The 22,069-nt window shown below is 63.0% G+C and carries 20 protein-coding genes and 1 pseudogene; 14 read left to right on the top strand and 7 right to left on the bottom strand.

Annotated elements, in window-relative coordinates; translation table 11 throughout:
* Positions 1-6: 6 nt before the first annotated feature.
* Complete coding sequence (locus QM996_RS25690; protein WP_334198671.1) at positions 7-2,016, top strand: putative 2-aminoethylphosphonate ABC transporter permease subunit; 2,010 nt, start codon at positions 7-9, stop codon at positions 2,014-2,016.
* A 71-nt stretch (positions 2,017-2,087) separates the two neighbouring features.
* Here QM996_RS25690 and QM996_RS25685 read toward each other — a convergent pair whose 3' ends face one another.
* Positions 2,088-3,125, bottom strand: a complete 1,038-nt coding sequence (locus tag QM996_RS25685) for a GlxA family transcriptional regulator (protein ID WP_173520049.1) — start codon at positions 3,123-3,125, stop codon at positions 2,088-2,090.
* A gap of 214 nt (positions 3,126-3,339) precedes the next feature.
* Here QM996_RS25685 and QM996_RS25680 point away from each other — a divergent pair, with 214 nt between their 5' ends.
* Together QM996_RS25680 and QM996_RS25675 are read left to right on the top strand one after the other, a co-directional pair.
* Positions 3,340-4,122 (top strand): DeoR/GlpR family DNA-binding transcription regulator, encoded by a 783-nt coding sequence (locus QM996_RS25680; RefSeq protein WP_173520048.1) that lies wholly within the window; start codon positions 3,340-3,342, stop codon positions 4,120-4,122.
* 88 nt (positions 4,123-4,210) lie between these two features.
* A complete protein-coding gene (locus QM996_RS25675) occupies positions 4,211-6,661 on the top strand; it encodes a GcvT family protein (RefSeq protein ID WP_334196742.1) in 2,451 nt (816 codons plus the stop codon).
* 47 nt (positions 6,662-6,708) lie between these two features.
* Here QM996_RS25675 and QM996_RS25670 read toward each other — a convergent pair whose 3' ends face one another.
* The gene (locus tag QM996_RS25670; RefSeq protein WP_334196741.1) at positions 6,709-7,641 is read right to left on the bottom strand and encodes a LysR family transcriptional regulator; all 933 of its coding nucleotides are present in this window, start codon (positions 7,639-7,641) and stop codon (positions 6,709-6,711) included.
* 90 nt (positions 7,642-7,731) lie between these two features.
* Here QM996_RS25670 and speB point away from each other — a divergent pair, with 90 nt between their 5' ends.
* The 7 genes from speB (at position 7,732) to betA (ending at position 14,553) form a co-directional block, all read left to right on the top strand.
* Positions 7,732-8,703: an agmatinase gene (gene speB, locus QM996_RS25665; protein ID WP_334196740.1), complete on the top strand. Its 972-nt coding sequence runs from the start codon at positions 7,732-7,734 to the stop codon at positions 8,701-8,703.
* A gap of 4 nt (positions 8,704-8,707) precedes the next feature.
* Entirely contained in the window at positions 8,708-9,490 is a 783-nt protein-coding gene (locus tag QM996_RS25660; protein ID WP_334196739.1) for an SDR family NAD(P)-dependent oxidoreductase, read from the top strand.
* The gene (locus QM996_RS25655) at positions 9,487-10,224 is read left to right on the top strand and encodes an SDR family NAD(P)-dependent oxidoreductase (protein ID WP_334196738.1); all 738 of its coding nucleotides are present in this window, start codon (positions 9,487-9,489) and stop codon (positions 10,222-10,224) included. The genes QM996_RS25660 and QM996_RS25655 overlap by 4 nt, the downstream gene beginning before the upstream one ends.
* Positions 10,221-11,111, top strand: coding sequence for a polysaccharide deacetylase family protein (locus QM996_RS25650; RefSeq protein ID WP_334196737.1), 891 nt, complete (start codon positions 10,221-10,223; stop codon positions 11,109-11,111). The genes QM996_RS25655 and QM996_RS25650 overlap by 4 nt, the downstream gene beginning before the upstream one ends.
* A gap of 103 nt (positions 11,112-11,214) precedes the next feature.
* Complete coding sequence (locus QM996_RS25645; protein ID WP_247959965.1) at positions 11,215-11,385, top strand: hypothetical protein; 171 nt, start codon at positions 11,215-11,217, stop codon at positions 11,383-11,385.
* Position 11,386: 1 nt separating this feature from the next.
* Positions 11,387-12,850, top strand: a complete 1,464-nt coding sequence (locus tag QM996_RS25640) for a purine-cytosine permease family protein (RefSeq protein ID WP_334196736.1) — start codon at positions 11,387-11,389, stop codon at positions 12,848-12,850.
* A 17-nt stretch (positions 12,851-12,867) separates the two neighbouring features.
* The gene (gene betA / locus QM996_RS25635; protein ID WP_334196735.1) at positions 12,868-14,553 is read left to right on the top strand and encodes a choline dehydrogenase; all 1,686 of its coding nucleotides are present in this window, start codon (positions 12,868-12,870) and stop codon (positions 14,551-14,553) included.
* A 237-nt stretch (positions 14,554-14,790) separates the two neighbouring features.
* On the opposite strand, the pseudogene QM996_RS25630 reads toward betA, so the two are convergent.
* The 5 genes and pseudogenes from QM996_RS25630 to pdxR form a co-directional block, all read right to left on the bottom strand.
* A pseudogene (locus tag QM996_RS25630) lies at positions 14,791-15,222 on the bottom strand (type II toxin-antitoxin system VapC family toxin).
* Positions 15,219-15,470: a FitA-like ribbon-helix-helix domain-containing protein gene (locus tag QM996_RS25625; protein ID WP_334196734.1), complete on the bottom strand. Its 252-nt coding sequence runs from the start codon at positions 15,468-15,470 to the stop codon at positions 15,219-15,221. The pseudogene QM996_RS25630 and the gene QM996_RS25625 overlap by 4 nt, the downstream one beginning before the upstream one ends.
* 283 nt (positions 15,471-15,753) lie before the next feature.
* Entirely contained in the window at positions 15,754-15,990 is a 237-nt protein-coding gene (locus QM996_RS25620; RefSeq protein WP_334196733.1) for a type II toxin-antitoxin system RelE/ParE family toxin, read from the bottom strand.
* A gap of 72 nt (positions 15,991-16,062) precedes the next feature.
* The gene (locus QM996_RS25615) at positions 16,063-16,308 is read right to left on the bottom strand and encodes a type II toxin-antitoxin system ParD family antitoxin (RefSeq protein ID WP_334198670.1); all 246 of its coding nucleotides are present in this window, start codon (positions 16,306-16,308) and stop codon (positions 16,063-16,065) included.
* Between the two features lie 99 nt (positions 16,309-16,407).
* A complete protein-coding gene (gene pdxR, locus QM996_RS25610) occupies positions 16,408-17,916 on the bottom strand; it encodes a MocR-like pyridoxine biosynthesis transcription factor PdxR (protein WP_334196732.1) in 1,509 nt (502 codons plus the stop codon).
* Between the two features lie 249 nt (positions 17,917-18,165).
* Here pdxR and QM996_RS25605 point away from each other — a divergent pair, with 249 nt between their 5' ends.
* From QM996_RS25605 to QM996_RS25590, 4 genes are all read left to right on the top strand, one after another.
* Entirely contained in the window at positions 18,166-19,260 is a 1,095-nt protein-coding gene (locus QM996_RS25605; protein ID WP_247960086.1) for an ABC transporter substrate-binding protein, read from the top strand.
* Positions 19,261-19,334: 74 nt separating this feature from the next.
* Positions 19,335-20,219 (top strand): ABC transporter permease, encoded by an 885-nt coding sequence (locus tag QM996_RS25600; protein WP_173520036.1) that lies wholly within the window; start codon positions 19,335-19,337, stop codon positions 20,217-20,219.
* Positions 20,216-21,004: an ABC transporter permease gene (locus tag QM996_RS25595; protein ID WP_334196731.1), complete on the top strand. Its 789-nt coding sequence runs from the start codon at positions 20,216-20,218 to the stop codon at positions 21,002-21,004. Before QM996_RS25600 ends, QM996_RS25595 begins: the two co-directional genes overlap by 4 nt.
* A 2-nt stretch (positions 21,005-21,006) precedes the next feature.
* On the top strand, positions 21,007-22,065 hold the full coding sequence (locus tag QM996_RS25590) for an ABC transporter ATP-binding protein (RefSeq protein ID WP_173520034.1): 1,059 nt from the start codon (positions 21,007-21,009) through the stop codon (positions 22,063-22,065).
* Positions 22,066-22,069: the final 4 nt, after the last annotated feature.

Below are 22,069 nucleotides of genomic sequence, written 5' to 3'. Positions count from 1 at the left end.
ATGAACATGGTCCTCGAAGCGCCTCATCTTCCCGTTATCGGCAAGCGGCTCCGGCAGGAAGCCTCCGGCGACGACCGCATCAAGCTCGGCTTCATGGCGGTCATCGGGCTTTACCTGATCGTGGCGCTCGGGGCGCCGCTCTTCGTCATGCTGTCGAAGTCGCTGTCCACGCACCGGTTCGACCTTGCGGCATTCGAGTTTCAGGTGAGCGACGAGACGGTCGCGAACTGGGGACCGGTCGTCAGTGCCGCGGACCTCAACCGGCAGCTCGAAGCAGTGGCGGAGAGCGAACTTTCCAGCAGTTCCGACGGGCGGCTTGCCGCCACGAAGTTCTTTCCGGAGTTCAAGTTCCGCAGTCCCGTTCACTACCGCATTCGCGGTACCACGGATGATGCAGCCTTCCTCGTCGGCTCCACCCTGGAGAAGGGGACGGAATGGCGCGAATACGATTCCGGCACGTTCCGGCGTGTCGTGCTGCGGCCGACGCGCAGCCTCGGCTTCGAGAACTTCGCGACCTATTTCTCGACACCGGCCCTTGCCCGGTCGATCTACAATTCGGTGCTGATGGCGGCGATCAGCACCGTGTTCACGGTCTCGATCGCTTTTGCGCTCGCCTATGGGCTGACGCGAAGCTGCATGCCGCTGAAGAGCCTGTTTCGCGGCATCCTGACGATCCCGATCTTGGTGCCGTCGCTGTTGCCGGGCATAGCGCTGGTCTATCTCTTCGGCAATCAGGGCATCTTCAGGGATTGGCTGCTCGGCTATTCGATCTACGGGCCGATCGGCATCGTCATCGGCTCGATCTTCTTCACCTTGCCGCACGCCTTCCTGATCATCCTGACGGCGCTTTCCGTCGCCGATGCCCGACACTACGAGGCGGCCGCTTCTCTCAAAGCCAGCAAGTGGCGCACCTTCACCACCGTCACAGTGCCCGGCGCGCGCTATGGCATCGTGTCGGCGGCCTTCGTCGTCTTTACGCTGGTCATCACGGATTTCGGCCTGCCCAAGGTGATCGGCGGACAATACGGCATGCTTGCCGTCGATATCTACAAGCAGGTGATCGGCCAGCAGAATTTCGAGATGGGCGCGGTCGTTTCCGTCATCCTGCTCGTGCCAGCCGTGCTTGCCTTTGTCGTCGATCAACATATGCAGAAGCGGCAAGTGGCACTTCTCTCGGCGCGCGCGGTACCCTATTCGCCGAAGCCCAACATGCGCATGGATGGGCTCTGCCTTGCCTTCGCCTGCCTCGTCAGCCTGTTCATTCTCGGCATGATCGCCATGTGCCAGATCGCGGCCGTCGTTAAGTTCTGGCCCTATGACCTGACGCTGACGACGAAGAACTTTGCCTTCGACCTGATGGACGGTGGCGGCTGGGCGGCCTATGGCAATTCGATCCGGCTCGCGCTTCTCACGGCGCTCTTCGGCTCGGTCGTCGTCTTTGCCGGCGCCTATATGGTCGAGAAGGCCGATGGCTTCCGCTTCGGCCGTGGCCTCTTTCATTTCCTGGCAATGATGCCGATGGCCGTGCCCGGCATGGTGCTCGGCCTTGCCTACATCTTCTTCTTCAACAACCCGGCCAATCCGCTGCACGCGATCTATGGCACGATGACGATCCTCGTCGTGTCGACGGTGACGCATTTCTATACCGTCGCGCATCTGACGGCATTGACCGCGCTAAAGCAGATGGATCCGGAATTCGAATCCGTCGCCGCCTCCCTCAAGCAGCCGTTCCATCGGCTGTTGTTCCGCGTGACCGTGCCGGTCTGCCTTCCGGCGATCCTCAACATCGCGATCTATCTCTTCGTCAATGCGATGACGACGGTCTCGGCGGTCGTCTTTCTCTATGCGACGGACACCAAGCTTGCCTCAGTTGCGGTGCTGAACATGGACGATGCGGGCGACATCGCGCCGGCCGCCGCCATGGGCATGATGATCTTCTACACGAACGTCGTTGCCAAGCTCGTTCACGCGCTGATCGCCCGCGGTCTGCTGGCCCGCACCCAGGCTTGGCGATAGCCAATCGCGGCGGGTAGCCCCGCTCCAACAAGACTTTATCCCGAAGGAAGGCGCCATGGACGTGGCGCCTTTCAGGCCACCCGACGCTCTTCCTTCTCCATCCTCAACCCACCACCTTTATGAAGCCGCTCCATTTCGGCGATACGCGTGCGCAGCGGCGTGATGCCGTAGCGCTCCCGATAGGTGCGGGAAAAATGCGAGGCGGTGGAGAAGCCGCAGGCGACGGCGATCTCGATGACGGGAAGCGACGAGGTGAGCAGAAGGAGATGGGCGCGCTCCAGCCGCAGCTCGAGATAGTAGCGCGCTGGCGTGCGCCCCATTTCCCTTCGAAACAGGCGCTCCATCTGGCGTCGGGAAAGGCCGGTTGCCGGCGACATGTCGGCAAGTTTCAGTGGCTCGGCGAGGTTTGCCTGCATCTGCTCGATAATCCGGATCAGCAATGGGTTGTCGATGCCGAGGCGTGCCTGCAACGGAAGCCGCTGGCGTTCGCCCGTCTCGCGAAGCCGTTCGCAAAGTGCTGTCTCGCAGATGCGGTTGGTCACGTCCCGACCGAGGTCCGTTTCGATGATGCGCAGGAACATGTCGAACGGTGCGTTGCCGCCGGCACAGGTGTAAATGCTGCCGTCGATCTCAAACGCAGTTTGGTGCGCCTTGGCCGCGACGTACCGCTCCGAAAAATCCGGGAAATGTTCCCAGTGGACGGCGCAACGGCGCTCGTCGAGCAGGCCGGCGCGAGCCAGGCAGTAGACACCGCCGGCAAGCGCGGCGAGTGGCCGGTGGCTCCGCGCGCAAAGCCGAAGCCATGCGTCCAGCGCCCTGTCATCCGGCGGCTTTGCGCGGCCGCCACAGACGACGACGAACGGCGGTTCTCCGCCGCGATGCATACGACCACGCTCGTCCACCAGCGATCCCGTCGCAGCAATGCGTGTGCCGCAGGACGAGACCGCGGGATGACCATCCGCCGTTACAGATTGCCATCCGTACACTGGCCGACCTGCCACATCGTTGGCGAGGCGCAGCGCCTCGATCGCCGCGGAAAAGCCGTGCAGGGCAAAACCGTCGAGCAGATAGAAGATGAAGTGGCGGGCGCCCATGCTGGCCTGTTGCATTGTCACCTTCCTGATCGCGAAGCGACGGGTTGGAACGTGAGTGAAAGGAATGGTTACATTATGCAACATATAAGGACATCTCCAAGCGTATTCTTGTCGAGATATCGGCAAAACTGCGTGAACTTCTGCTGGTAATGAGCGAGAATGATCCCGCAGTGGCAGCGATGTTGCCGCCCGGCTTGCCAAAACGACAAAAATGAACACAGATAGCCATATGTCAGACTCGCAAAGCGCCCGAGCCCTTGCACCACGCCGTCACGGCGAAATCCTGCGACGCCTTGCTCAGGACGGCACGGTTGGAATCACCGAGCTTGCCGATTTCTTCGATGTTTCGCGTCAGACGATCCGCCGGGATCTGAAGCTTCTTGCCGATCGCGGCCAGCTCGATCTCGTGCATGGCGGCGCCACCCTCTTTGAGCCGACGGAAGCGGCGTTCGTCGAGCGCCGGGAGGAAAATGCCGGGGCGAAGGCGGCGATCGGTCGTGCTGCCGCTGGCTTGGTGCGCGACGGCATGGTCGTCTTCCTTGACTCCGGCACGACGACGCTGGCGGTCGCCCATGCGCTGTCTGGGCGGAAAAACCTGACGATTTGCACGACTTCGTTGTCGATCGCGTTGCTGATGTGCCGGCAACCCCGGGTCCGCGTGCATATGCTTGGCGGCGAAATCGATCCGGACGAGGAGGCGGCTGTCGGCGTCGATGCGCTCGAAGCCATCGCTCACTTCCGCGTCGACGTTGCGTTCCTTGGCGGTGGCGGACTGTCGCCGGATGGCGAGGTGACCGACTTTACCCGCAGTGGCGCCGAGCAGCGCTCCCGGATGGTGGCGACGGCTGCCAAGGCCTATTTCGTGCTCGACAGTTCCAAGTTCGGACGGCTGACGCCGCTGCGCATCCCGCGGTTCGAGGCTGCCGCCGGGGTGATCGTTGATCGTCGTCCGCCGGAGGCGATCCGTGAGGCACTGGAGCGCAAGGGGCCGGTTCTGATCGTCGCAGAATAGAAGATGTAATCTTTTGTAACATTTTGTCTTGTTCTTTGGCGGCGTTTTGTTACCGTATGGCCTTCCATGGTTTCGGGAGGGTCGTTTCATGGCGCAGGAATTTCCAACACAAGCCCAGGTCGTCATCGTCGGTGGCGGTATTATCGGTTGCTCGGTCGCCTATCATCTGACCAAGCTCGGCTGGCGGGATGTCATCCTTCTGGAGCAGGGGCAACTGAGCGGCGGCACCACCTGGCACGCGGCGGGCCTGGTCGGGCAATTGCGCAGCCAGGCCAATATGACGGGTCTCATCAAATATTCGACCAAGCTCTATAGCGAGCTGGAAGCGGAGACGGGGCTTGCTACGGGCTGGAAGAATTGCGGCTCCCTCTCCGTCGCGCGCTCGGCGGAACGCATGACGGTGCTGAAACGCACCGCTGCTTCAGCACGCGCGCAGGGCGTTGAGATCGAGGTGATCTCGCCGAGGGAGGCGCAGGATCTGTGGCCGGTCATGGCGATCGACGACCTCGTCGGCGCCGTCTGGCTGCCGGGCGACGGCAAGGCCAATCCGACCGATCTCACGCAATCGCTCGCCAAAGGCGCACGCAGTCGCGGTGCGCGCATTTTCGAACGCGTTCGGGTCACCGGCATTTCCGTCCGCAACGGCGCCGTCACGGCCGTGGAAACCGACCGTGGGGCCATCACCGCCGAGATCGTCGTCAACTGCGCGGGCCAATGGGCGCGCAAGGTCGGCCAGATGTGCGGCGTTACCGTGCCGCTGCACTCGGCCGAACACATGTACATCGTCACAGGCCGGATTGACGGCGTGCATCCCGATCTGCCGGTCATGCGCGATCCCGATGGTTACATCTACTTCAAGGAAGAGGTCGGCGGTCTGGTCATGGGCGGGTTCGAGCCGGAGGCCAAACCCTGGGGCATGGCGGGCATTCCCGACGATTTCGAGTTCGCTCTGCTGCCGGATGATTGGGACCAGTTCGAAATCCTCATGCACAACGCGCTGCAGCGCGTGCCGCAGCTGGCGACCTCGGAGGTGAAGAAGTTCTACAATGGCCCGGAGAGCTTCACCCCGGACAACAATTTCATTCTGGGCGAGGCGCCCGAACTGAGAAACTTCTTTGTCGGCGCCGGCTTCAATTCGATGGGCATCGCCAGCGCCGGCGGGGCAGGGCGAGCGCTCGCGGAGTGGATCGTCAACCGCGCCCCGACGATGGATCTCTGGCCCGTCGATATCCGCCGCTTCGCGAGCTTCAACAACAACCCGCGCTGGCTGCACGATCGCGTCAAGGAGACACTCGGCTTGCATTATGCGATGCCCTGGCCAAACCGGGAGTTGGATACGGCGCGTCCGTTCCGCCGGTCGCCGCTCTATGATCGGCTCGCCGCCAAGAGGGCCTGCTTCGGCTCGAAGATGGGATGGGAGCGAGCCAACTGGTTTGCCGCCGAGGGTGAAAGACCCGTGACGGAATACGCCTTTGGCCGGCAGAATTGGCACGAGGCGGTAAAGCGCGAGATGAAAGCGACGCGCGAGGCAGCCGGCATTTTCGACCAGACCTCCTTCGCCAAGCTGCTGGTCCAGGGGCGCGATGCGGTGACGTCACTCAATCGCATCTGTGCGGCCGAGGTCGACGTGGAGATCGGCCGCTCCGTCTATACCGGCCTCCTGAATGAGCGAGGCGGATATGAGAGCGACCTGACGGTGATGCGCCTTGCCGCCGACCGCTTCCTGCTGATTACCGGATCGGCGCAGGCGGTGCATGACGCGGACTGGATCTGCAAGAACGTTGCCGCTGAGGCCCATGTGACGCTCACCGATGTCACTTCCGCCTATGCGGTTCTCGCCCTGATGGGGCCGAAGTCGCGCGATGTACTCTCGCGCCTTACCTCCGCGGATCTCTCGAACGAGGGCTTTCCCTTCGCCACGATCCGCGAAATCGATATCGGCTACGCCACCGCCTATGCCAACCGCATGACCTATGTCGGCGAACTCGGGTGGGAACTGATCGTACCGACGGAATTCGCGGTCGGCGTCTACGAGGCATTGCACGCGGCGGGCCGTGATTTCGGGCTCACCGATTGCGGCTACTATGCCTTGGAGGCGCTCCGGCTGGAGAAGGGCTACCGTGCCTGGAGCCGCGAACTCACGCCGGACGTCAATCCTTGCGAAGCGGGGCTCGCCTTCGCCGTGGCTGTCGACAGGGCTGGGGGCTTCATCGGCCGGGAGGCCTATCTTGCCGCAAAGGTGAAGGGCTCACCCTCCCGCCGCATCCTTCAATTTACCGTGGATGATCCCTTGCCCATGCTCTGGGGTGGCGAGTTGATCCTTCGGGATGGGAAGCCCGTTGGCGAGGTGCGCTCGGCCGCCTACGGTCATACCCTTGGTCGCTCGGTGGCGCTGGCACTGATCGAGCATGCGGCTGGTGTCGACCGGGCCTTCGTGGAGTCCGGCCGCTTCGAGGTCGAGCTCGCCGGCGACCGTTTCCCGGTCACTGCGCACCTTACAGCAGCCTATGATCCGAAAGCGGTCCGGGTGAAGGGCTAATGATCGTGTCGGCCGCAGGCGCTTCGCGTGGGCTGCGGCCGCCGCCGTCAACGATGGGTGCGCACACTTTCGACAATGGCGCGCGCCAGCGTCTCGGCGGCGCGCGACGGTTTGTTGCGTGGGTGAGCGATGTGGAACATGTCCTCGAAGGCCATACGCTCCGGCGCCAGCAGCCGAAGGCGACCGCTGCGCACCCATTCCTCGGCATAATGATCTGGCAGGAAGCCGATATAGGCGCCGGAGAGGAGAAGCAGCAGCGTTCCCTCCATATGCGGCGTGGCTGCCGCCCAGCGGAAGTTCACGCCGCAAATCGTCTCGTTCAGCATATAGGTACGGCCAGCGAAGGACTGCGCCTCCAGAAGCTCCGTCGTGATTGCCCCATCCGCGACGCCGAAGAGCGGGTGGCCTTGCGCGCAATAGAGTTTCTGAACCTCGGAAAAGACCGGTTGGGTACGGAAATGTGGCGTGACGCTACCGACCGATGGCATCAGCACGATCTGATAGCCGCCACTCAGCAGCCCCTGCTGCAGGAGTTGCGGCGCGGCGACGTCGATTTCGAGATGCACGCGCGGCGCCTGCCGATGGAAGGCGGCAAGGGCGCCCTGAAGATCGAGATCCCTGTTGGTGATCATGGCATCCACGGTGCCGAAGGTCAGGCTGCCGCTCAGCTCACCTTGCGCCTCGCCGACCCGGCTTTGGAACTTCTCCAGCGATCCGAAGAGTTCCAGCGTCGCCTCATAGACGAGGCGCCCCTCGTCCGTCAGCAGGAAGCCGCTGCGCCCGCGGCTGCAGAGCCGCAAGCCCAGGCGATCCTCGAGATGGCGCATATGGGTGGAGATCGTTGCCTGCGTCATTCCAAGCGCGGTTTGCGCGGAAGAGAAGCCGCCATACTGGACGACGGAGGCGAAGACGCGCAGCAGCCTGAGCTCCGTGTCGCCGAGCGACAGATTGAGAACGCGGTGACGAACCTTGTTGATCATGCATTGATTAAGTCACAACTAAACATCCAATCATAGATATTTTTAAAGGTATCGGCCTTCCGCACACTCCTTCACCTGTGGAGGAGACACATGGCGAGCAATTCCTACGATTCCGGTCGACTGAACCTGCCCTTCGTCGGCATCTGCACCTTCGGCAAATATCCCTATCAGCCGGATTGGGACGCGATAAACGCCGACATCGCGATCCTGGGTGCGCCCTTCGACTGCGGCACGCAATGGCGTGCCGGCACCCGTTTCGGACCGCGCGCCATCCGCGAGGCCTCGACCTTGTTTTCCTTTGGCCACGGCGGCGCCTATGACCACGAAGACGACGCTACCTACTTGCCGAATGACAAGGTTTCGATCGTCGATATCGGCGACGCCGACATCGTGCACACCGACACGATGAAGAGCCACGCCAATATCGAATTCGGGGTGCGCAAGATCCTGGCCGCGGGTGCGTTGCCGGTGGTGCTGGGCGGCGACCATTCCGTCAACATCCCTTGCATCAATGCGTTCGCTGAGGACTGCGCCCGGAACGGTCCGATCCACATCGTCCAGATCGACGCGCATCTCGATTTCGTCGACGAGCGCCATGGGGTTCGCTACGGCCACGGCAACCCCATGCGCCGGGCGGCGGAGAAATCCTATGTCAGCGGCCTTTCGCAACTCGGCATCCGCAACGTCTCCTCGACTGCGAAGGAGGGATATGAGGATGCCCGCGCCATGGGCTCGGACATCCTCTCGGTGCGCCAGATCCGCGCATTGGGAACGGAAGCTGTCGTCGCGCGCGTACCGTCGGGCGTCCGCTACTATGTCACCATCGACATCGATGGTTTCGATCCTTCGATCGCGCCCGGCACCGGCACGCCGTCCCATGGCGGCTTCATCTACTACGAAGTTCTGGAGATCCTTGCGGCACTTGCCAAGCGCGGCACGATTGTCGGTATCGACCTGGTCGAGGTTGCGCCGGACTACGATCATTCCGGTTCCACGTCGATCCTCGCCGCGCAGGTGCTGATGAACCTGATCGGCCGCGTCATGCACGCGAAGAGGGGCTGAGACCATGGGGCGCATCCGTTACGATTTTTCCGGCGAACACGTGCTGGTGACCGGCGCGAGCCGCGGTATCGGCCGCGCCGTGGCCGAGGGGTTTGCTGCTGTCGGAGCCGAAGTGACCATCCTCTCCTCCGGCGCCGGCATCCATGCGGCAGCCCGCGAAATGTCGGCTCGTTTCGGCCGCAGGATCGCCGCGCTCGAATGCGACATCACCGACAGCGCCGCGGTGAAGGCGACACTTGCGCCGCTTGGGCGGATCGACGTTCTCGTCAACAATGCCGGGCTGGAGCGCATCACGCCACTCACCGAAGAAGGTGATGCCGTCGAGGACACGTTCCGCCGCATCACCGATATCAACACCAACGGCACCTTCTACGTCACCCGCCACGCGGTGCCGCATATGGCGGCCGGCGGCCGCATTGTCGTCACCGCGTCGATCTGGAGCCGGGTCGCGGTGCCGGAGTTCTCGGCCTATATCGCCTCCAAGCATGCCAACCTCGGCTTTACCCGCGTGATGGCGAAGGAACTCGCCGGCAAGGGGATCCGCGTCAACGCCGTCTGCCCGGGCTGGGTGCGCACCGAAGCAGCGATGCTGTCGCTCAGGAACATGTCGTTGCGTACCGGGCGCTGCGAAGAAGATCTCCTGGCCGAGATCGTCGGCGCACAGGTTCTGCCGGGGCTGCTCGAGCCGGAGGATCTGGCTGCTCCCTATCTCTTCCTCGCCTCTGACGGCGCCAAGGATATGACGGGCCAGGCACTGATGCTCGACCGCGGCGAGGTGATGGCATGAGCACGCGTGTTCTCATCACCGGCGCCTATCGTGGCATCGGCGCCGCATGTGCGCTGGCTTTCGCCGCGTCCGGCGCGCGCGTTGCGCTTGCCGACATCCGCAAACCTGAGGAGACCGCGGCGGCGGCCGCACGGGCAGGAGCGGCCGAGGCGCTCACGCTCGCCTGCGATGTTTCTGACGAAGGCGCCGTCGCCGCCGTCGGCGAGGCGCTGCGGCAGACGTTCGGTGGACTGGATGTCGTCGTTCACTGCGCCGGCGTCATCCACGAGGCGCCGCTGCTCGAAACGCCGGTTGCCGATTTCGACCGGGTAATCGCCGTCAACCTGCGCGGCAGCTTCCTCGTCGGCAAAATGGCGCTCGGGCTGATGAACGGAACGGCCGAGGCGCCGGCCCGGCTGATCATGATCGCTTCCGACATGGCCTATTATGGCCGCGAGACATTCTCGCCCTATGTCGCCTCGAAGCACGGCGTGCTCGGCCTGGTGCGTTCCTGGGCGAAGGAGTTCGCGCCACGCGTCCTCGTCAACGCCATCTGCCCAGGTCCGATCGATACGGACATGCTGGGTGCCGCCCATATGAGCGCGGAATGGCGTGCTCGGGAGTTGGCGATCCCGCTTGCCCGCTTCGGCAAGCCGGAGGAAATCGGTGAACTCGCGCTGTTCCTTGCCGGGGCCGGAGGACGCTACTTCACCGGTCAGGGGATCGGCAGCAACGGCGGGAGCATCATGCCATGATCCGCAACCCCATCCCTTGGCCGAATGGCGCCAAGTGCGCCGCCTCTATCACCTTCGACATGGATGCCGACAGCCTCATCCATATCGCCCATCCCGAGGATGGCCACAGCCGCGTCTCGGCGATCTCGATGCTGCAATATGGGCCGAAGGTGGCGATCCCGCGCATCGTCGAGAGCTACCGGCAACTTGGCATCAAACAGACGTTCTTCGTGCCGGCCTGGTGCATCGAGCAGTATCCACAGGCGATCGAGGACATCCTCGAAGGCGGTCACGAGCTTGCTCACCACGGCTTCCTGCACGAACACCCGCGCGAGCTTTCCGATGACGAAGAGGCTTACTGGCTGGATCGTGGCATCGAAGTGATCTTGAAAGCGAGCGGCAAGCGGCCGCGTGGCTGGCGGGCACCGCTCTACAATTTCTCCCATCGCTCCGCCGATCTCCTGGTGTCGCGTGGCTTTGAGTATGACGCCTCACTGATGGGTGACGATATTCCCTACCTCCTCGAGTGCTATGTCGGGCGCCTCGTTGAACTTCCTTCGCATTGGGGTCTCGACGATTGGCCGCAATACGTCCAGTCGATGGACCTCGACTACATGATGCCGATCCGGGCGCCGGAACAGGGCTTTGCCGCCTTTGCGCAGGAGTTCGAGGCCGCCTATCGCCATGGCGCGCTCTGGGTGCCGGTCGTCCATCCGTTTGCCACCGGCCGTCTGGCCCGCTGGGAGGTGGTGCACCGCTTTCTCGAACAGGTTCTCACACGCGGCGACGTCTGGTTCGCGCCGATGGAGGAGATTGCCGCCCATGTGCGGCGCGTTGTCGAAAACGGCAGCTGGTCGCCGAGGATCGACCGGCTGCCCTTCTATTCCGAGCCCGTGCGGGTTCGGTAGCCGGAAGCGGGTTCGCCCGCTCCCGAAGATCGGCGGCTGATGGAGCCGCGACTGTCTTCGCGGGAAAGACGCCAAAAGGCGCGACGCGAAAAGGGGAACGACAATGGAACACAACGATATCGCCTGGCAGAGCGAACTGTCTCGGCGCGCCCGCATCTATGAGGACATCGAGGCTGGAGACCGCTTCGAGGGCAGGATGACCAAGCTCGACTACACCGGCATGACCGTGCTGACGCTGCTGCTGGTCGTCGGCTTCTGGTTCTGGGGGGCGTGAGATGACCGATCACGTTGCACTGGGCCGGCTGGCATCCGTCGAAACCGAACAGGCAGAGGCGGCGCGCAACCGCGCCGCCGCCGAGCGCGGCGACGCGCCGCTGCTGCCATCCGAAAGGCTCTGGGGCTTTTGGGAATTCACCTATGCCAACTCCGCGTTGGCGATCGCCACCTGGGCCTTCCTGATCGGCGGCTCCGTCGGTCTTTTCGTCGGGCCGAAGGAAGGCATCGCCGCCATCGTCATCGGCAACATCGTCGGCGTCGTTCTGACGGCGCTCGCCACGACGCCCATGTCGGGCCGCTACGGTGTCGAGCAATTCGTCGCGCTGCGCAGTCAGTTCGGCTACAACGGCAGCCGCGTCGTCTATGTGCTTGCTGTGGTTGTGCTCACCATGGGCTGGCTCGCGGTCCTCGCGATGATGTTCGGCCGCTCGATCGACGGCCTTATGGCGCTGAGCTCCGGAGAAGCCGCCAATCCGACCGGCGCCAAGATGATCGTCGCCGCCATTGGCGCCATCCTTCTCACCTGGTTCATCGTCGCCAAGGGGCCGACCTCGATCAAGTTCTTCAACATGGTCGTTTCGCCGGCGCTGGTGCTGTTGATGGTGGCGATGCTCTACCTCATCCTCAGTCACCATTCGATCGGCGAGCTTCTGGCACTTCCCGCGCTCGCGCCGCCCTTCGAGGACAAGACGCTGAACTTCGTCGTCGCAGTCGAGGTCAATCTCGCCGCCGGCTTCTCCTGGTGGCCCTATATCGGCAATCTGGCGCGGCTGACGAAGAACGAGCGCACCGCCTTCTGGCCAAACATTCTCGGCATCTTCGGTGCGGCCGCGCTTGGCGAAATCGTCGGTCTGCTTGCGGCGGTTGCACTCGGTGAAAGCGATCCGACCATCTGGATGACGAAGATCGCCGGCCCAATGATCGGCATTGTGGCGCTGCTCTTTGTCGCTTTCGCCAACATGACCTCGATGGCGAACATCCTTTACACGTCCATTGTCGGCCTCAGGCAGGTCGGCACGGCGTCGGTGCGCGCGATTTCCTGGGGCACGATCCTGTTCCTCTTCTGCCTCATCCCGTTCGGGCTCGTGATCTTCTACCCGCAGATGTACGACGGCTTCTTCATCTTCCTGGTATGGACCTCGGCGCTTAACTCCGCACTCGCCGGCATCGGCATCGCCGACTACTTCTTCCTGCGTGGCCAGAAGCTCGACATGCGCAGCCTGCACGGGCCGCAGGAAAACGGACCTTACCGCTTCTGCGCGGGCTTCAACCCCATCGGGCTCTTCGCTCTTGCGGTCGGCTTCATCGTCTATGTCGCCGTCTTCAACCCGCAGACGCTCGCGAGCCTGCCGGCCTTCAAATACCTGACCGCCTCCGTGCCGTCCTGCCTTGCCGCAGGTGCCGTGCACTACGTGCTGACCCGGCTCTTCGCCCGCGGCCGCGGCTGGGGCCAATACCCGTGACACCGGAGATCACCGCCATGAGCGACACATACGATTACATCATCATCGGCGCAGGGTCGGCCGGCTGCGTGCTTGCCAACCGCCTGTCGGAGGATCCGTCCACCAGGGTACTCGTGCTGGAATTCGGCGGCAGCGACAAGTCGATCTTCATCCAGATGCCCACGGCGCTATCCATTCCGATGAACGGAACGAAGTACAACTGGAAATACATGACCCTGCCGGAACCCGGTCTCGACGGCCGCCGGGTGCATTGCCCGCGCGGCAAGGTGATCGGCGGCTCGTCGTCGATCAACGGGCTCGTCTACATGCGTGGCCATGCTCGGGACTTCGACGAGTGGGAGGAACTGGGGGCGCGCGGCTGGCGCTACGCCAATTGCCTGCCCTATTTTCAGCGGGCCGAAAGCTGGCAGGACGGCGGCGACAGCTATCGCGGCGCCTCCGGGCCGCTTGCGACCAATGCCGGCAACAAGATGAAAAACCCGCTCTACCGCGCCTTCGTCGATGCCGGTCGCGAGGCGGGCTACATCGCCACCGACGATCCGAACGGATACATGCAGGAAGGCTTCGGACCGATGCACATGACCGTGAAGAACGGCGTGCGCTGGTCGACGGCCAATGCCTATCTGAAGCCGGCGATGGACCGGCCGAACCTCACCGTGGTCACGCATGCCATGACACGAAGGGTGTTGCTCGAAGGCAAGCGCGCCGTCGGCGTCGAGTACGAACTTGCTGGCGAACATGTTGCTGCACGGGCGAACCGCGAAGTGCTTATCTCGTCGGGCCCGATCGGATCGCCCCACCTGTTGCAGCGCTCCGGCATCGGCCCGGCGCCGGTTCTGCAACAGGCGGGCGTCGCGGTGTTGCACGATCTGCCGGGTGTCGGGGAGAACCTGCAGGATCATTCCGAGGTCTATATCCAATATGCCTGCAAGGAGCCGATCACGCTCAATGGCAAGATGGGACTTCTGAGCAAGGCCCTGATCGGCGCCGAATGGCTGTTGTTCAAGAAGGGGCTCTCGGTCTCGAACCACTTCGAAAGTGGCGGCTTCATCCGTTCCGACGCCTCGCTTCAGTGGCCTGATGTTCAGTTCCACTTCCTGCCGGCGGCGATGCGCTACGACGGCAAGAAGCCGCTCGACGGCCATGGCTTCATGGTGCTGACCGGGCCGAACAAGCCGAAGAGTCGGGGCTATGTGCGGCTACGCTCTCCCGAGGCCCATGAGCAGCCGGACATCCTCTTCAACTATCTCGACCGCGAAGAGGATCGCGAAGGGTTCCGCCGCTGCCTGCGGCTGACGCGCGAGATCATCGCCCAGCCGGCCTTCGACCGTTTCCGGGGCGAGGAGATAGCCCCAGGGGCGAATGTTCGCACGAATGACGAGATCGACGCCTGGGTGCGTGAGACCATGGAGAGCACCTATCACCCCTGCGGCTCCTGCCGGATGGGCGAGGATGGAATGGCGGTCGTCGATAGCGAGCTTAAGGTGCGCGGCATCGAAGGTTTGCGGGTCATCGACAGTTCCGTCTTCCCGTCCGAGCCGAACGCCAATCTCAACGCGCCGACGATCATGCTGGCGGAGCGGGCCTCCGACATGGTGCGCGGCAAACCGCTGCTCGCGGCCTCCAATGCCGAAGTCGGTGTTGCACCGGGTGTCGGCGTGACGCAGCGTAGTGGCAAGCCGCTGCGCGCCGTCCGACAATGACGTCAGAGAAGGCGGAGCGGCATGTTGCGGGGTATCGGTTACATGGTGGCCCGGCGAGCTCGCGGCGATAGGCAAGAGCCGAACGATTGGGCTTTGACGGTCGAGAAGCTCCTCAACCGCCTGGTCTCCCGATGTGGCCTTCCTTTCGGGCGATCGCCTCGGCCAGCCGAAGAAGAAGAGGTCTCATCCGATCCGCCGGAACGCCGGCATAGCCGAGAATGAGGGCGTTCGACCACCTTATCTACCGTCCACATCTACCGTCCACGGGTTGACGATCACCAAACCGACACCCTCGAAATCCGAAACATTCCGGGTTGCCAGCGCGGCGCCGCGGGAGAGGGCGATCGAGGCGATCTGCGCGTCGAACTGACTAATCGGGCGACCGGCCTTGCGCCGCTCAGTTGCAATTAAACCGTAAACGTCGGCGGCCTCCCGATCGAACGGCAGGACACGACCGGCGAGATCTTGCGCAAAGATCGGCAAGATTGCCGCTTCAAGGTCACGCCGGCGGCGCCCATCGGGAAGCAGGCGTAGACCATATAGGATCGGCTTCGGTGATCGTGGTCGTGAAGACCGCGGCCGAAGGCTGTTCCGCAGGCCAGTCGACAACCGCGGGCTCCGGAGCCGGCAATAGCAGTTCGGTATGATGTTTGTGTCGAAAACGATCATAGGGCGGAGAAATGCGGAACGTCACGGATCGGTTCGCGCGCGGGAAGTTCCAGTTCGACGCCGCCAAGCGGCTGCAAACGGGCGCGGATAGCGCCAGCGAGGTTTCCCGCTGTTGCCTCCTGCTGCGCCAACACCATTTTCAAGATGTCGCGTACCTCGTCTTCCATCGAACGGCCGTGGGTCGCCGCGCGGACGCGCAACCTCTGTTTCATCCGATCGTCGATGTTGTGAATGGTAATGCTGGCCATGTTGAACGCCTCCATTAGTCATTGATTGCATAGAATGCATTGATGGCCAATTTTCAATCGGACTCACAGCCGTGCGCGGCATCGAAGGTTTGCCGGTCATAGACAGTTCCGTCTTCCCGTCCGAGCCGAACGCCCAATACATCCCACCGTAGCGCTTCAGCCGTGCGGCTCATTGAGCAGATTGTCGTGGGGCGAGCGGCAACGCGCCGGCGGCTGGTTGCCGAGGGCCGCCACCCCGCCGAACGCGCGTAGAATAGGCGGTTGGGTTAGCTGGGCCTGGGAGTTACTCGTCCGTGTCGACCGGAGAAAACAGCTCGTCGATGTCGCGGTGTCCCTCGATGATGTTGACTACCTCAAAACGTTCGTCGACATAGCGGAAGAAGATGACGTATCCCTTGAACGCCGAGCTGCGGATATCGGGACGCAATTCCGGCCGTGCTCGGCCGAGGGTGCCGGGGAGGTCGGCCAGTGTCCGGCATTTTTGCCGGAGTTCCCCGACAAAGCGACGGCCGACGACCAAGCTAGGTGATGTATTCGAGAATATTGACGAGGTCAGTGAGTGCCGAAGGCAGCATACGAAGCTGCGGCACGCTTAGAAGCCTTCCCTGGTTAGTTGGGCGGCCTTCGCCTCCAGCGCCGCGTTAATATCTGCATCCGACGCTTCACCGCCGTCGGCAATCGATTTGTTGAGCAGGCTGGTCAGAGCCCTCAGCTTCTGTTCGCGTTCCTCGACCAGGCGCAGTCGTTCCCGCACGACTTCGCTGGCGGAACCGTAACGGCCGTCCTTCACGATGTTGGATACAAAGGCTTCCCAGCGGTCACCAATGGAAACGTTTATGTGACACCTCCGATTGCATTACAGCATGCCACAATAACAATTCTTGCGCAGTTATTGACACTGCGACGTCACCTCAAATGCGAACGCTCGATCTTATTTTCAAGAGACCTTCCCGATGTGGCCTTCCTTTCGGGCGATCGCCTCGGCCAGCCGAAGAAGAAGAGGTCTCATCCGATCCGCCGGAACGCCGGCATAACCGAGAATGAGCGCCCCGGGCTGGGGTGACGCGATCGTATAGTCGGACAGCGGATAACATTGCAGCCCCGCATCGAGCGCCGCGCGGTGCGGGGCCTGGTCCTCCCGGCCTCCCTCCAGCCAGGCGAGCGCGTTGAGCCCGCTTTCGGAGCAGTCGATGCGGGCGAGTCCGGCGAGGGTCTCTCGTCCGGCCTGGATGAAGGCCTCGCGGCGCTCGGCGTAAAGGCCGCGCATGCGGCGCAGATGGCTGGCAAAATGACCGCCGCCGATGAACTCGGCAAGGGCGAGCTGGGTTTCCACTGGCACGCTGCGATGGATCAACCCCGAAAGCGTGCGAAAGGCCCCGACGAGCTGCGGCGGCAAGACGAGATAGCCGACGCGGATTCCCGGGTAGAGCGCCTTGCTGAAACTGCCCGCGTAGATCACCCGGTCGGAGCCGCCGATCGAGCGCATGGAGGGCAGCGGCGCACCGTCATAACGGAATTCACTGTCGTAATCGTCCTCGATGATCCAGGCATCGTTTGCCCGTGCCCATTCGAGCAGGGCAAGCCGGCGGGGCAGCGACAGGGTAATGCCGAGCGGGTGCTGGCGCGACGGCATCACGAAGGCGAGCCGCGCATCGGGATAGCGCGCCATGACGCTTTCGACAGCCATGCCGTCTGCATCGACATCGGCCGGACACAGCCGCAGCCCGAGCGTGCGGAAAAGGTTGCTGGTCGTCACGGGCCCCGGATCCTCGAACCAGATGCCATCGCCAGGATCGGCAAGCGCCAGGGCTGCGAGCGTGAAGGCTGCATGCCCGCCGGGCGTGATGACGATCTGCTCGGGATCGCAGGGGTCGCGCCGATGCAGGGCCAGATATTCGGCAATCCTCTGCCGCAGAACCAGTTCGCCCGCAACGTCGCCGTAGCCCAAGGCCACGGCCTTGCCGCCGCGCGTCACCGAATTCCAGCATTTGCGCCAGACGGCGAAAGGAAACCGGTCGAGCGCCGGACGATTCGGGAGGAAAGGCCTGTCTTCCATCTGGCCGATATCGGCCGACATCAGGCGTGAGAGGTCGCCGATACGCGACAGGCGCGGCGGTGCGCTCTCCGCGGCATCTCGCCGAATTGGGGTGAAGCGGCGGTTGGCGGATGGGCGGGGCAGGGCGGCCGACACGAAAGTGCCGGCTCCCTGTCGTGCCTCCAGGTAGCCCTCCGCCTTCAGGTTCTCGAGCACCCGCACCAAGGTCTGGCGCGACAGGCCCAACTCCTCGGCAAGGATGCGGCTTGCGGGCAGCCTTGTTCCGGCGCGCAAGTGCCCCTTGAGGATCGCCGCGCGCAATTGGTCCTGCACCTGGCGGAATTTCGGCAGCGCGATCGTGGCGTCGAGGCGAAGGAAAGGCAGGATAGGGCCTTCAAGTTGTTTGACCATCGATGCGTCTTTCAAAATTGGTACAGTCAAATGCATCATAATGGACGTTCCTTCGTCGTCCAATTGTTACATCCTGTCCCTACACAAAAACGCACCGATGCAGCCCCCGCAGGACGCAGACAAGGTGCGGGGGAACCGGGCCAGGCGGCGGTGCCGACGACCGGATGCAAGGAAAAAAACAGCCATCGCCCACGATCCGTCGCTGACGGTCAACAGGAGGAATTCATGAAGAAGCTTGTATCGCGCGCAATGAGCCGCGCCTTCGTCTCCACGCTTGCCTTGGCAGCGGCGCTGCCGGGTCTCGCGCGCGCTGAAGCCGCCAAAGAGCTGGTCACGGCCGCCACGAAGGAAGGCATGCTGACGGTCATCGCTCTGCCGCACGACTGGTGCAACTATGGCGAGGTCATAGAGGGGTTCAAGGCCAAGTATCCGGGCATCGAGGTCAACGAACTGAACCCTGACGCCGGTACGGCCGATGAGCTGGAAGCAATCCGGGCGAACAAGGGAAATACGGGGTCGCAGGCCCCCGATGTCGTCGATCTCGGCCTGGCCTTCGCGCCGGCTGCCGCGCAAGAGGGCCTGCTTCAGCCATACAAGGTGGCGACCTGGGACGAAATCCCCGGCAATATCAAGGATGACAAGGGTTATTGGTACGGCGATTATTACGGCGTCATGGCCTTCGGCGTGAACAAGGACCTGCTTGAGACCGCACCGACCGACTGGTCGGATCTGTCGAAGTCGGAATATTCCGGGGCGGTGGCGCTGACCGGCGACCCGCGGTCCTCGGCGCAGGCAATCCTCGCATTGATGTCGGCCGGTATTTCGCGCGGTGCCAAGCCTGGAACGGAATCCGGCGGCAAGGGCCTGGAACTCTTTGCGGAACTGAACAAGTCCGGCAACTTCGTGCCGGTGCTCGGCAAGGCCGGTACGATCGCACAGGGGCAGACGCCGATCGTCGCTGCCTGGGACTACAATCTCTTGGCCTGGCGGGACGCGCTGAAAGGCAATCCGCCGATGGACGTGGTCGTACCGGCAAGCGGTGTCGTCGCCGGCGTCTATGTACAGGCGATCTCGGCTTATGCGCCGCATCCGAACGCCGCCAAGCTCTGGATGGAATATCTCTATTCCGACGAGGGCCAGACCGGCTGGCTGAAGGGCTACTGCCACCCGGCGCGCTTCAACGCCATGCTGAAGGCCGGCAAGTTCCCGCAGGATCTGCTCGACAAGCTGCCGCCGGCCGAAGCCTATGAAAAGGCGATCTTCCCGACGGTCGACGAACTTGCCGCCAACAAGACCGCCGTGGTCGAGGGTTGGGACAAGGTGGTCGGCGCCAACGTGAAATAAGTCTTTCGGCCGGCGAGAGGCTCGCACGAAGCCTCTCGCCCGCTTTGGCGCAATTTATTCCAGGGACAAATCCGATGACGACAAGCGTCGCATCCCTGCCGACGGCGTTCCGGCCGCGGCAGGTTTTCAGCTGGCTCGGGGTTGCTCCCTTCTTCCTCTTCGCCACGCTCTTCCTCATCCTGCCGACACTCAACATCGTGCTCGGCGCGTTCCGCAACGCTGAGGGACAGGTGACGCTGGAGAACCTTGGCAAACTTCTGTCACCCTCCATACGGTCGGCCTTCTGGATATCGATCGAACTCAGCCTGCTGACGGCGGCGCTCGGATGTCTTTTCGGCTTCCTGATCGCTGCCGCCATCACGCTCGGTGGTCTCCCGCGCCCGCTGCGCGGTGCCATTCTCACCTTTTCGGGCGTCGCCTCGAACTTTGCCGGCGTGCCGCTCGCCTTCGCCTTCATCGCAACGCTCGGCCGCCTCGGCTTCGTGACGATGCTGCTGCGCCATTGGTTTGGCATCAATCTCTACGGGGCCGGCTTCAACATCGTCTCGTTTCTGGGCCTGGCGCTTACCTATCTCTATTTCCAGATCCCGTTGATGGTGCTGATCATCACCCCCGCCCTGGAAGGGTTGCGGCGCGAATGGCGCGAGGCGGCCGAAAGCCTTGGCGCCAGCGGCTTGCAATATTGGCGCATGGTCGCATTGCCGGTGCTCTGGCCTTCGCTGCTCGGCACGCTGGCGCTGCTCTTCGCCAATGCCTTTGGAGCGGTTGCCACCGCCATCGCCCTTACGGGCTCGTCGCTCTCGATCGCCCCCATCGTGCTGTTCGCGCAGGTTCGCGGCGACGTGCTCAATGACCCGCATCTGGGCTACGCCATTGCCTTCGCCATGATCCTGCTGACCGCGATTGCCAATGCAATCTACATCCTCTTGCGCATGCGCGCGGAAAGGTGGGTCAAATGACGGAGAGACGCCTCTGGTCCTGGCTCGCCGTCGTCCTCGGCGGGCTTTACTTCCTGCTGCCGCTCGTCGGCATGGTCGATTTCTCGATGCGCATGCAGCGCGATGGGTACAGCTTCGAAGCCTACCGTGTCGTGCTGGCCGATCCGCAATTCCAGCAGACCTTCGGCTATTCGGTCGTGCTGGCGCTGCTGACGATCGTGCTCGGTATCCTGATCGTGGTCCCCACCGCCTATTTCGTGCGGTTGCGTTTTCCGGGCCTGCGGCCGATCGTCGAGTTCCTCACGCTGCTGCCGCTGGTCATTCCGCCGATCGTCATCGTCTTCGGCTATATCCGCATCTACAACACGTCCTCGGTCCTGCCGTTGACGGGAAGCTGGTGGGGTACCAATCTCCTGCTTCTGTTCGGTTATGCGACGCTGTCGCTCCCCTACATGTATCGTTCGGTGGATACGGGCCTTCGCACCATCGATATCGGCAGCCTGACGGAGGCAGCACAGAGCCTTGGGGCCGGCTGGGCGCGCATTCTCACCGTCGTCATCCTGCCGAACGTCTTCGTCTCAATACTGTCGGGGGCGTTCCTGACCTTCGCGATCGTCATCGGCGAATATGTCTTTGCCGCCCTGCTCAACGTCGGCTCCTTCGGTCCCTACATGGTCTGGATGGGCGGCAACCGAGCCTATGAACCATCCGCGCTCGCGGCGGTGGCCTTTGCCATTACCTGGGCCTGTATGGGGCTGATCCAGCTTTTCACCCGCTTTTCCAAATTCTCCACCGTGAGGCGCTGACCATGGCCTTTCTCGATATCCTTCGACTGGAAAAGTCCTTTGGCGCGCATCGCGTCGTCAAGGATTTCAATCTCAACATCGAGAAGGGCGAATTCATCTCCTTCCTCGGGCCCTCCGGCTGCGGCAAGACCACGGTCCTGCGTATGGTCGCCGGTTTCGAGACGCCAACATCAGGCGCGATCTGCATCGACGGGCGCGATGTCAGCGGGCTTGCTGCCAACCGTCGCAACATCGGGATGGTCTTCCAGGCCTATGCGCTCTTTCCCAACCTGACAGTCGAGCAGAACGTCGGGTTCGGGCTGCGAATAAAGGGTGAAGGAAAGGCGGACATTCGCACACGTGTCGGCGAAATGTTGGAGATGGTCGGCCTGCCGAATCTTGGCGAACGCTACCCGTTCCAGCTTTCCGGCGGCCAGCAGCAGCGGGTCGCCTTGGCGCGCGCACTGGCAATCCGACCGCAGGTTCTGCTGCTGGATGAGCCGCTGTCGGCGCTTGATGCGAAGATACGCACGAGCCTGCGGGAGGAGATCCGCCGCATCCAGCGCGAGCTCGGCATCACCACCATCTTCGTGACGCATGATCAGGAAGAGGCGTTGTCGATGTCGGACCGGGTCGTGGTCATGCATCAGGGCATTGCCGATCAGGTCGGCACACCGTTTGAAATCTACAATCGTCCGGCGACGCGTTTCGTGGCGCAGTTCGTCGGTACGCTCAATCTCCTGGACGCCAGCCTCCTCGACGCAGCCGCAGGGCGGGTAGGGTTGGGGGATCTGCCGGTGGCGCTGAACCGTAAGCTGCCTGGCCGGGCTGGAGACCGGGTGAGCCTGGCGCTTCGGCCGGAAACCGTGGCGCTGGGGCGAAAAGGCGAAGGCAGCGTCGTTCTCCCCGGCCATATCGCGGAGGTGCATTTCCTAGGGTCGGTCATCCGCATCCGGGTCGCGGTTGCCGGTCAGTTCGTCTCGCTCGACACGTTCAATCAACCCGATAGACCGCCGCCTTCGGTCGGCACCCCGGTCGAGGTCAGCATTTCTGATCGCGACCTGCTCGTTCTTGCCGCCTGACGCA

Source organism: Sinorhizobium chiapasense (assembly GCF_045277575.1).
Classification (GTDB): domain Bacteria; phylum Pseudomonadota; class Alphaproteobacteria; order Rhizobiales; family Rhizobiaceae; genus Ensifer; species Ensifer chiapasense_A.
Note: the sequence above shows the minus strand (reverse complement) of the source record. Positions and strands in the feature narration are given on the sequence as shown.

What these genes read in the sequence shown, in the direction of transcription:
- QM996_RS25600 (WP_173520036.1), top strand. Translation starts at nt 19,335, where the DNA reads ATGACGACAAGCGTCGCATCCCTGCCGACGGCGTTCCGGCCGCGGCAG.
- QM996_RS25640 (WP_334196736.1), top strand. Translation starts at nt 11,387, where the DNA reads ATGACCGATCACGTTGCACTGGGCCGGCTGGCATCCGTCGAAACCGAA.
- QM996_RS25675 (WP_334196742.1), top strand. Translation starts at nt 4,211, where the DNA reads ATGGCGCAGGAATTTCCAACACAAGCCCAGGTCGTCATCGTCGGTGGC.
- QM996_RS25685 (WP_173520049.1), bottom strand. Translation starts at nt 3,125, where the DNA reads ATGCAACAGGCCAGCATGGGCGCCCGCCACTTCATCTTCTATCTGCTC.
- QM996_RS25650 (WP_334196737.1), top strand. Translation starts at nt 10,221, where the DNA reads ATGATCCGCAACCCCATCCCTTGGCCGAATGGCGCCAAGTGCGCCGCC.
- QM996_RS25595 (WP_334196731.1), top strand. Translation starts at nt 20,216, where the DNA reads ATGACGGAGAGACGCCTCTGGTCCTGGCTCGCCGTCGTCCTCGGCGGG.
- QM996_RS25645 (WP_247959965.1), top strand. Translation starts at nt 11,215, where the DNA reads ATGGAACACAACGATATCGCCTGGCAGAGCGAACTGTCTCGGCGCGCC.
- QM996_RS25680 (WP_173520048.1), top strand. Translation starts at nt 3,340, where the DNA reads ATGTCAGACTCGCAAAGCGCCCGAGCCCTTGCACCACGCCGTCACGGC.
- QM996_RS25690 (WP_334198671.1), top strand. Translation starts at nt 7, where the DNA reads ATGGTCCTCGAAGCGCCTCATCTTCCCGTTATCGGCAAGCGGCTCCGG.
- QM996_RS25605 (WP_247960086.1), top strand. Translation starts at nt 18,166, where the DNA reads ATGAGCCGCGCCTTCGTCTCCACGCTTGCCTTGGCAGCGGCGCTGCCG.
- betA (WP_334196735.1), top strand. Translation starts at nt 12,868, where the DNA reads ATGAGCGACACATACGATTACATCATCATCGGCGCAGGGTCGGCCGGC.
- QM996_RS25670 (WP_334196741.1), bottom strand. Translation starts at nt 7,641, where the DNA reads ATGATCAACAAGGTTCGTCACCGCGTTCTCAATCTGTCGCTCGGCGAC.
- QM996_RS25625 (WP_334196734.1), bottom strand. Translation starts at nt 15,470, where the DNA reads ATGGCCAGCATTACCATTCACAACATCGACGATCGGATGAAACAGAGG.
- pdxR (WP_334196732.1), bottom strand. Translation starts at nt 17,916, where the DNA reads ATGGTCAAACAACTTGAAGGCCCTATCCTGCCTTTCCTTCGCCTCGAC.
- QM996_RS25590 (WP_173520034.1), top strand. Translation starts at nt 21,007, where the DNA reads ATGGCCTTTCTCGATATCCTTCGACTGGAAAAGTCCTTTGGCGCGCAT.
- speB (WP_334196740.1), top strand. Translation starts at nt 7,732, where the DNA reads ATGGCGAGCAATTCCTACGATTCCGGTCGACTGAACCTGCCCTTCGTC.
- QM996_RS25655 (WP_334196738.1), top strand. Translation starts at nt 9,487, where the DNA reads ATGAGCACGCGTGTTCTCATCACCGGCGCCTATCGTGGCATCGGCGCC.
- QM996_RS25660 (WP_334196739.1), top strand. Translation starts at nt 8,708, where the DNA reads ATGGGGCGCATCCGTTACGATTTTTCCGGCGAACACGTGCTGGTGACC.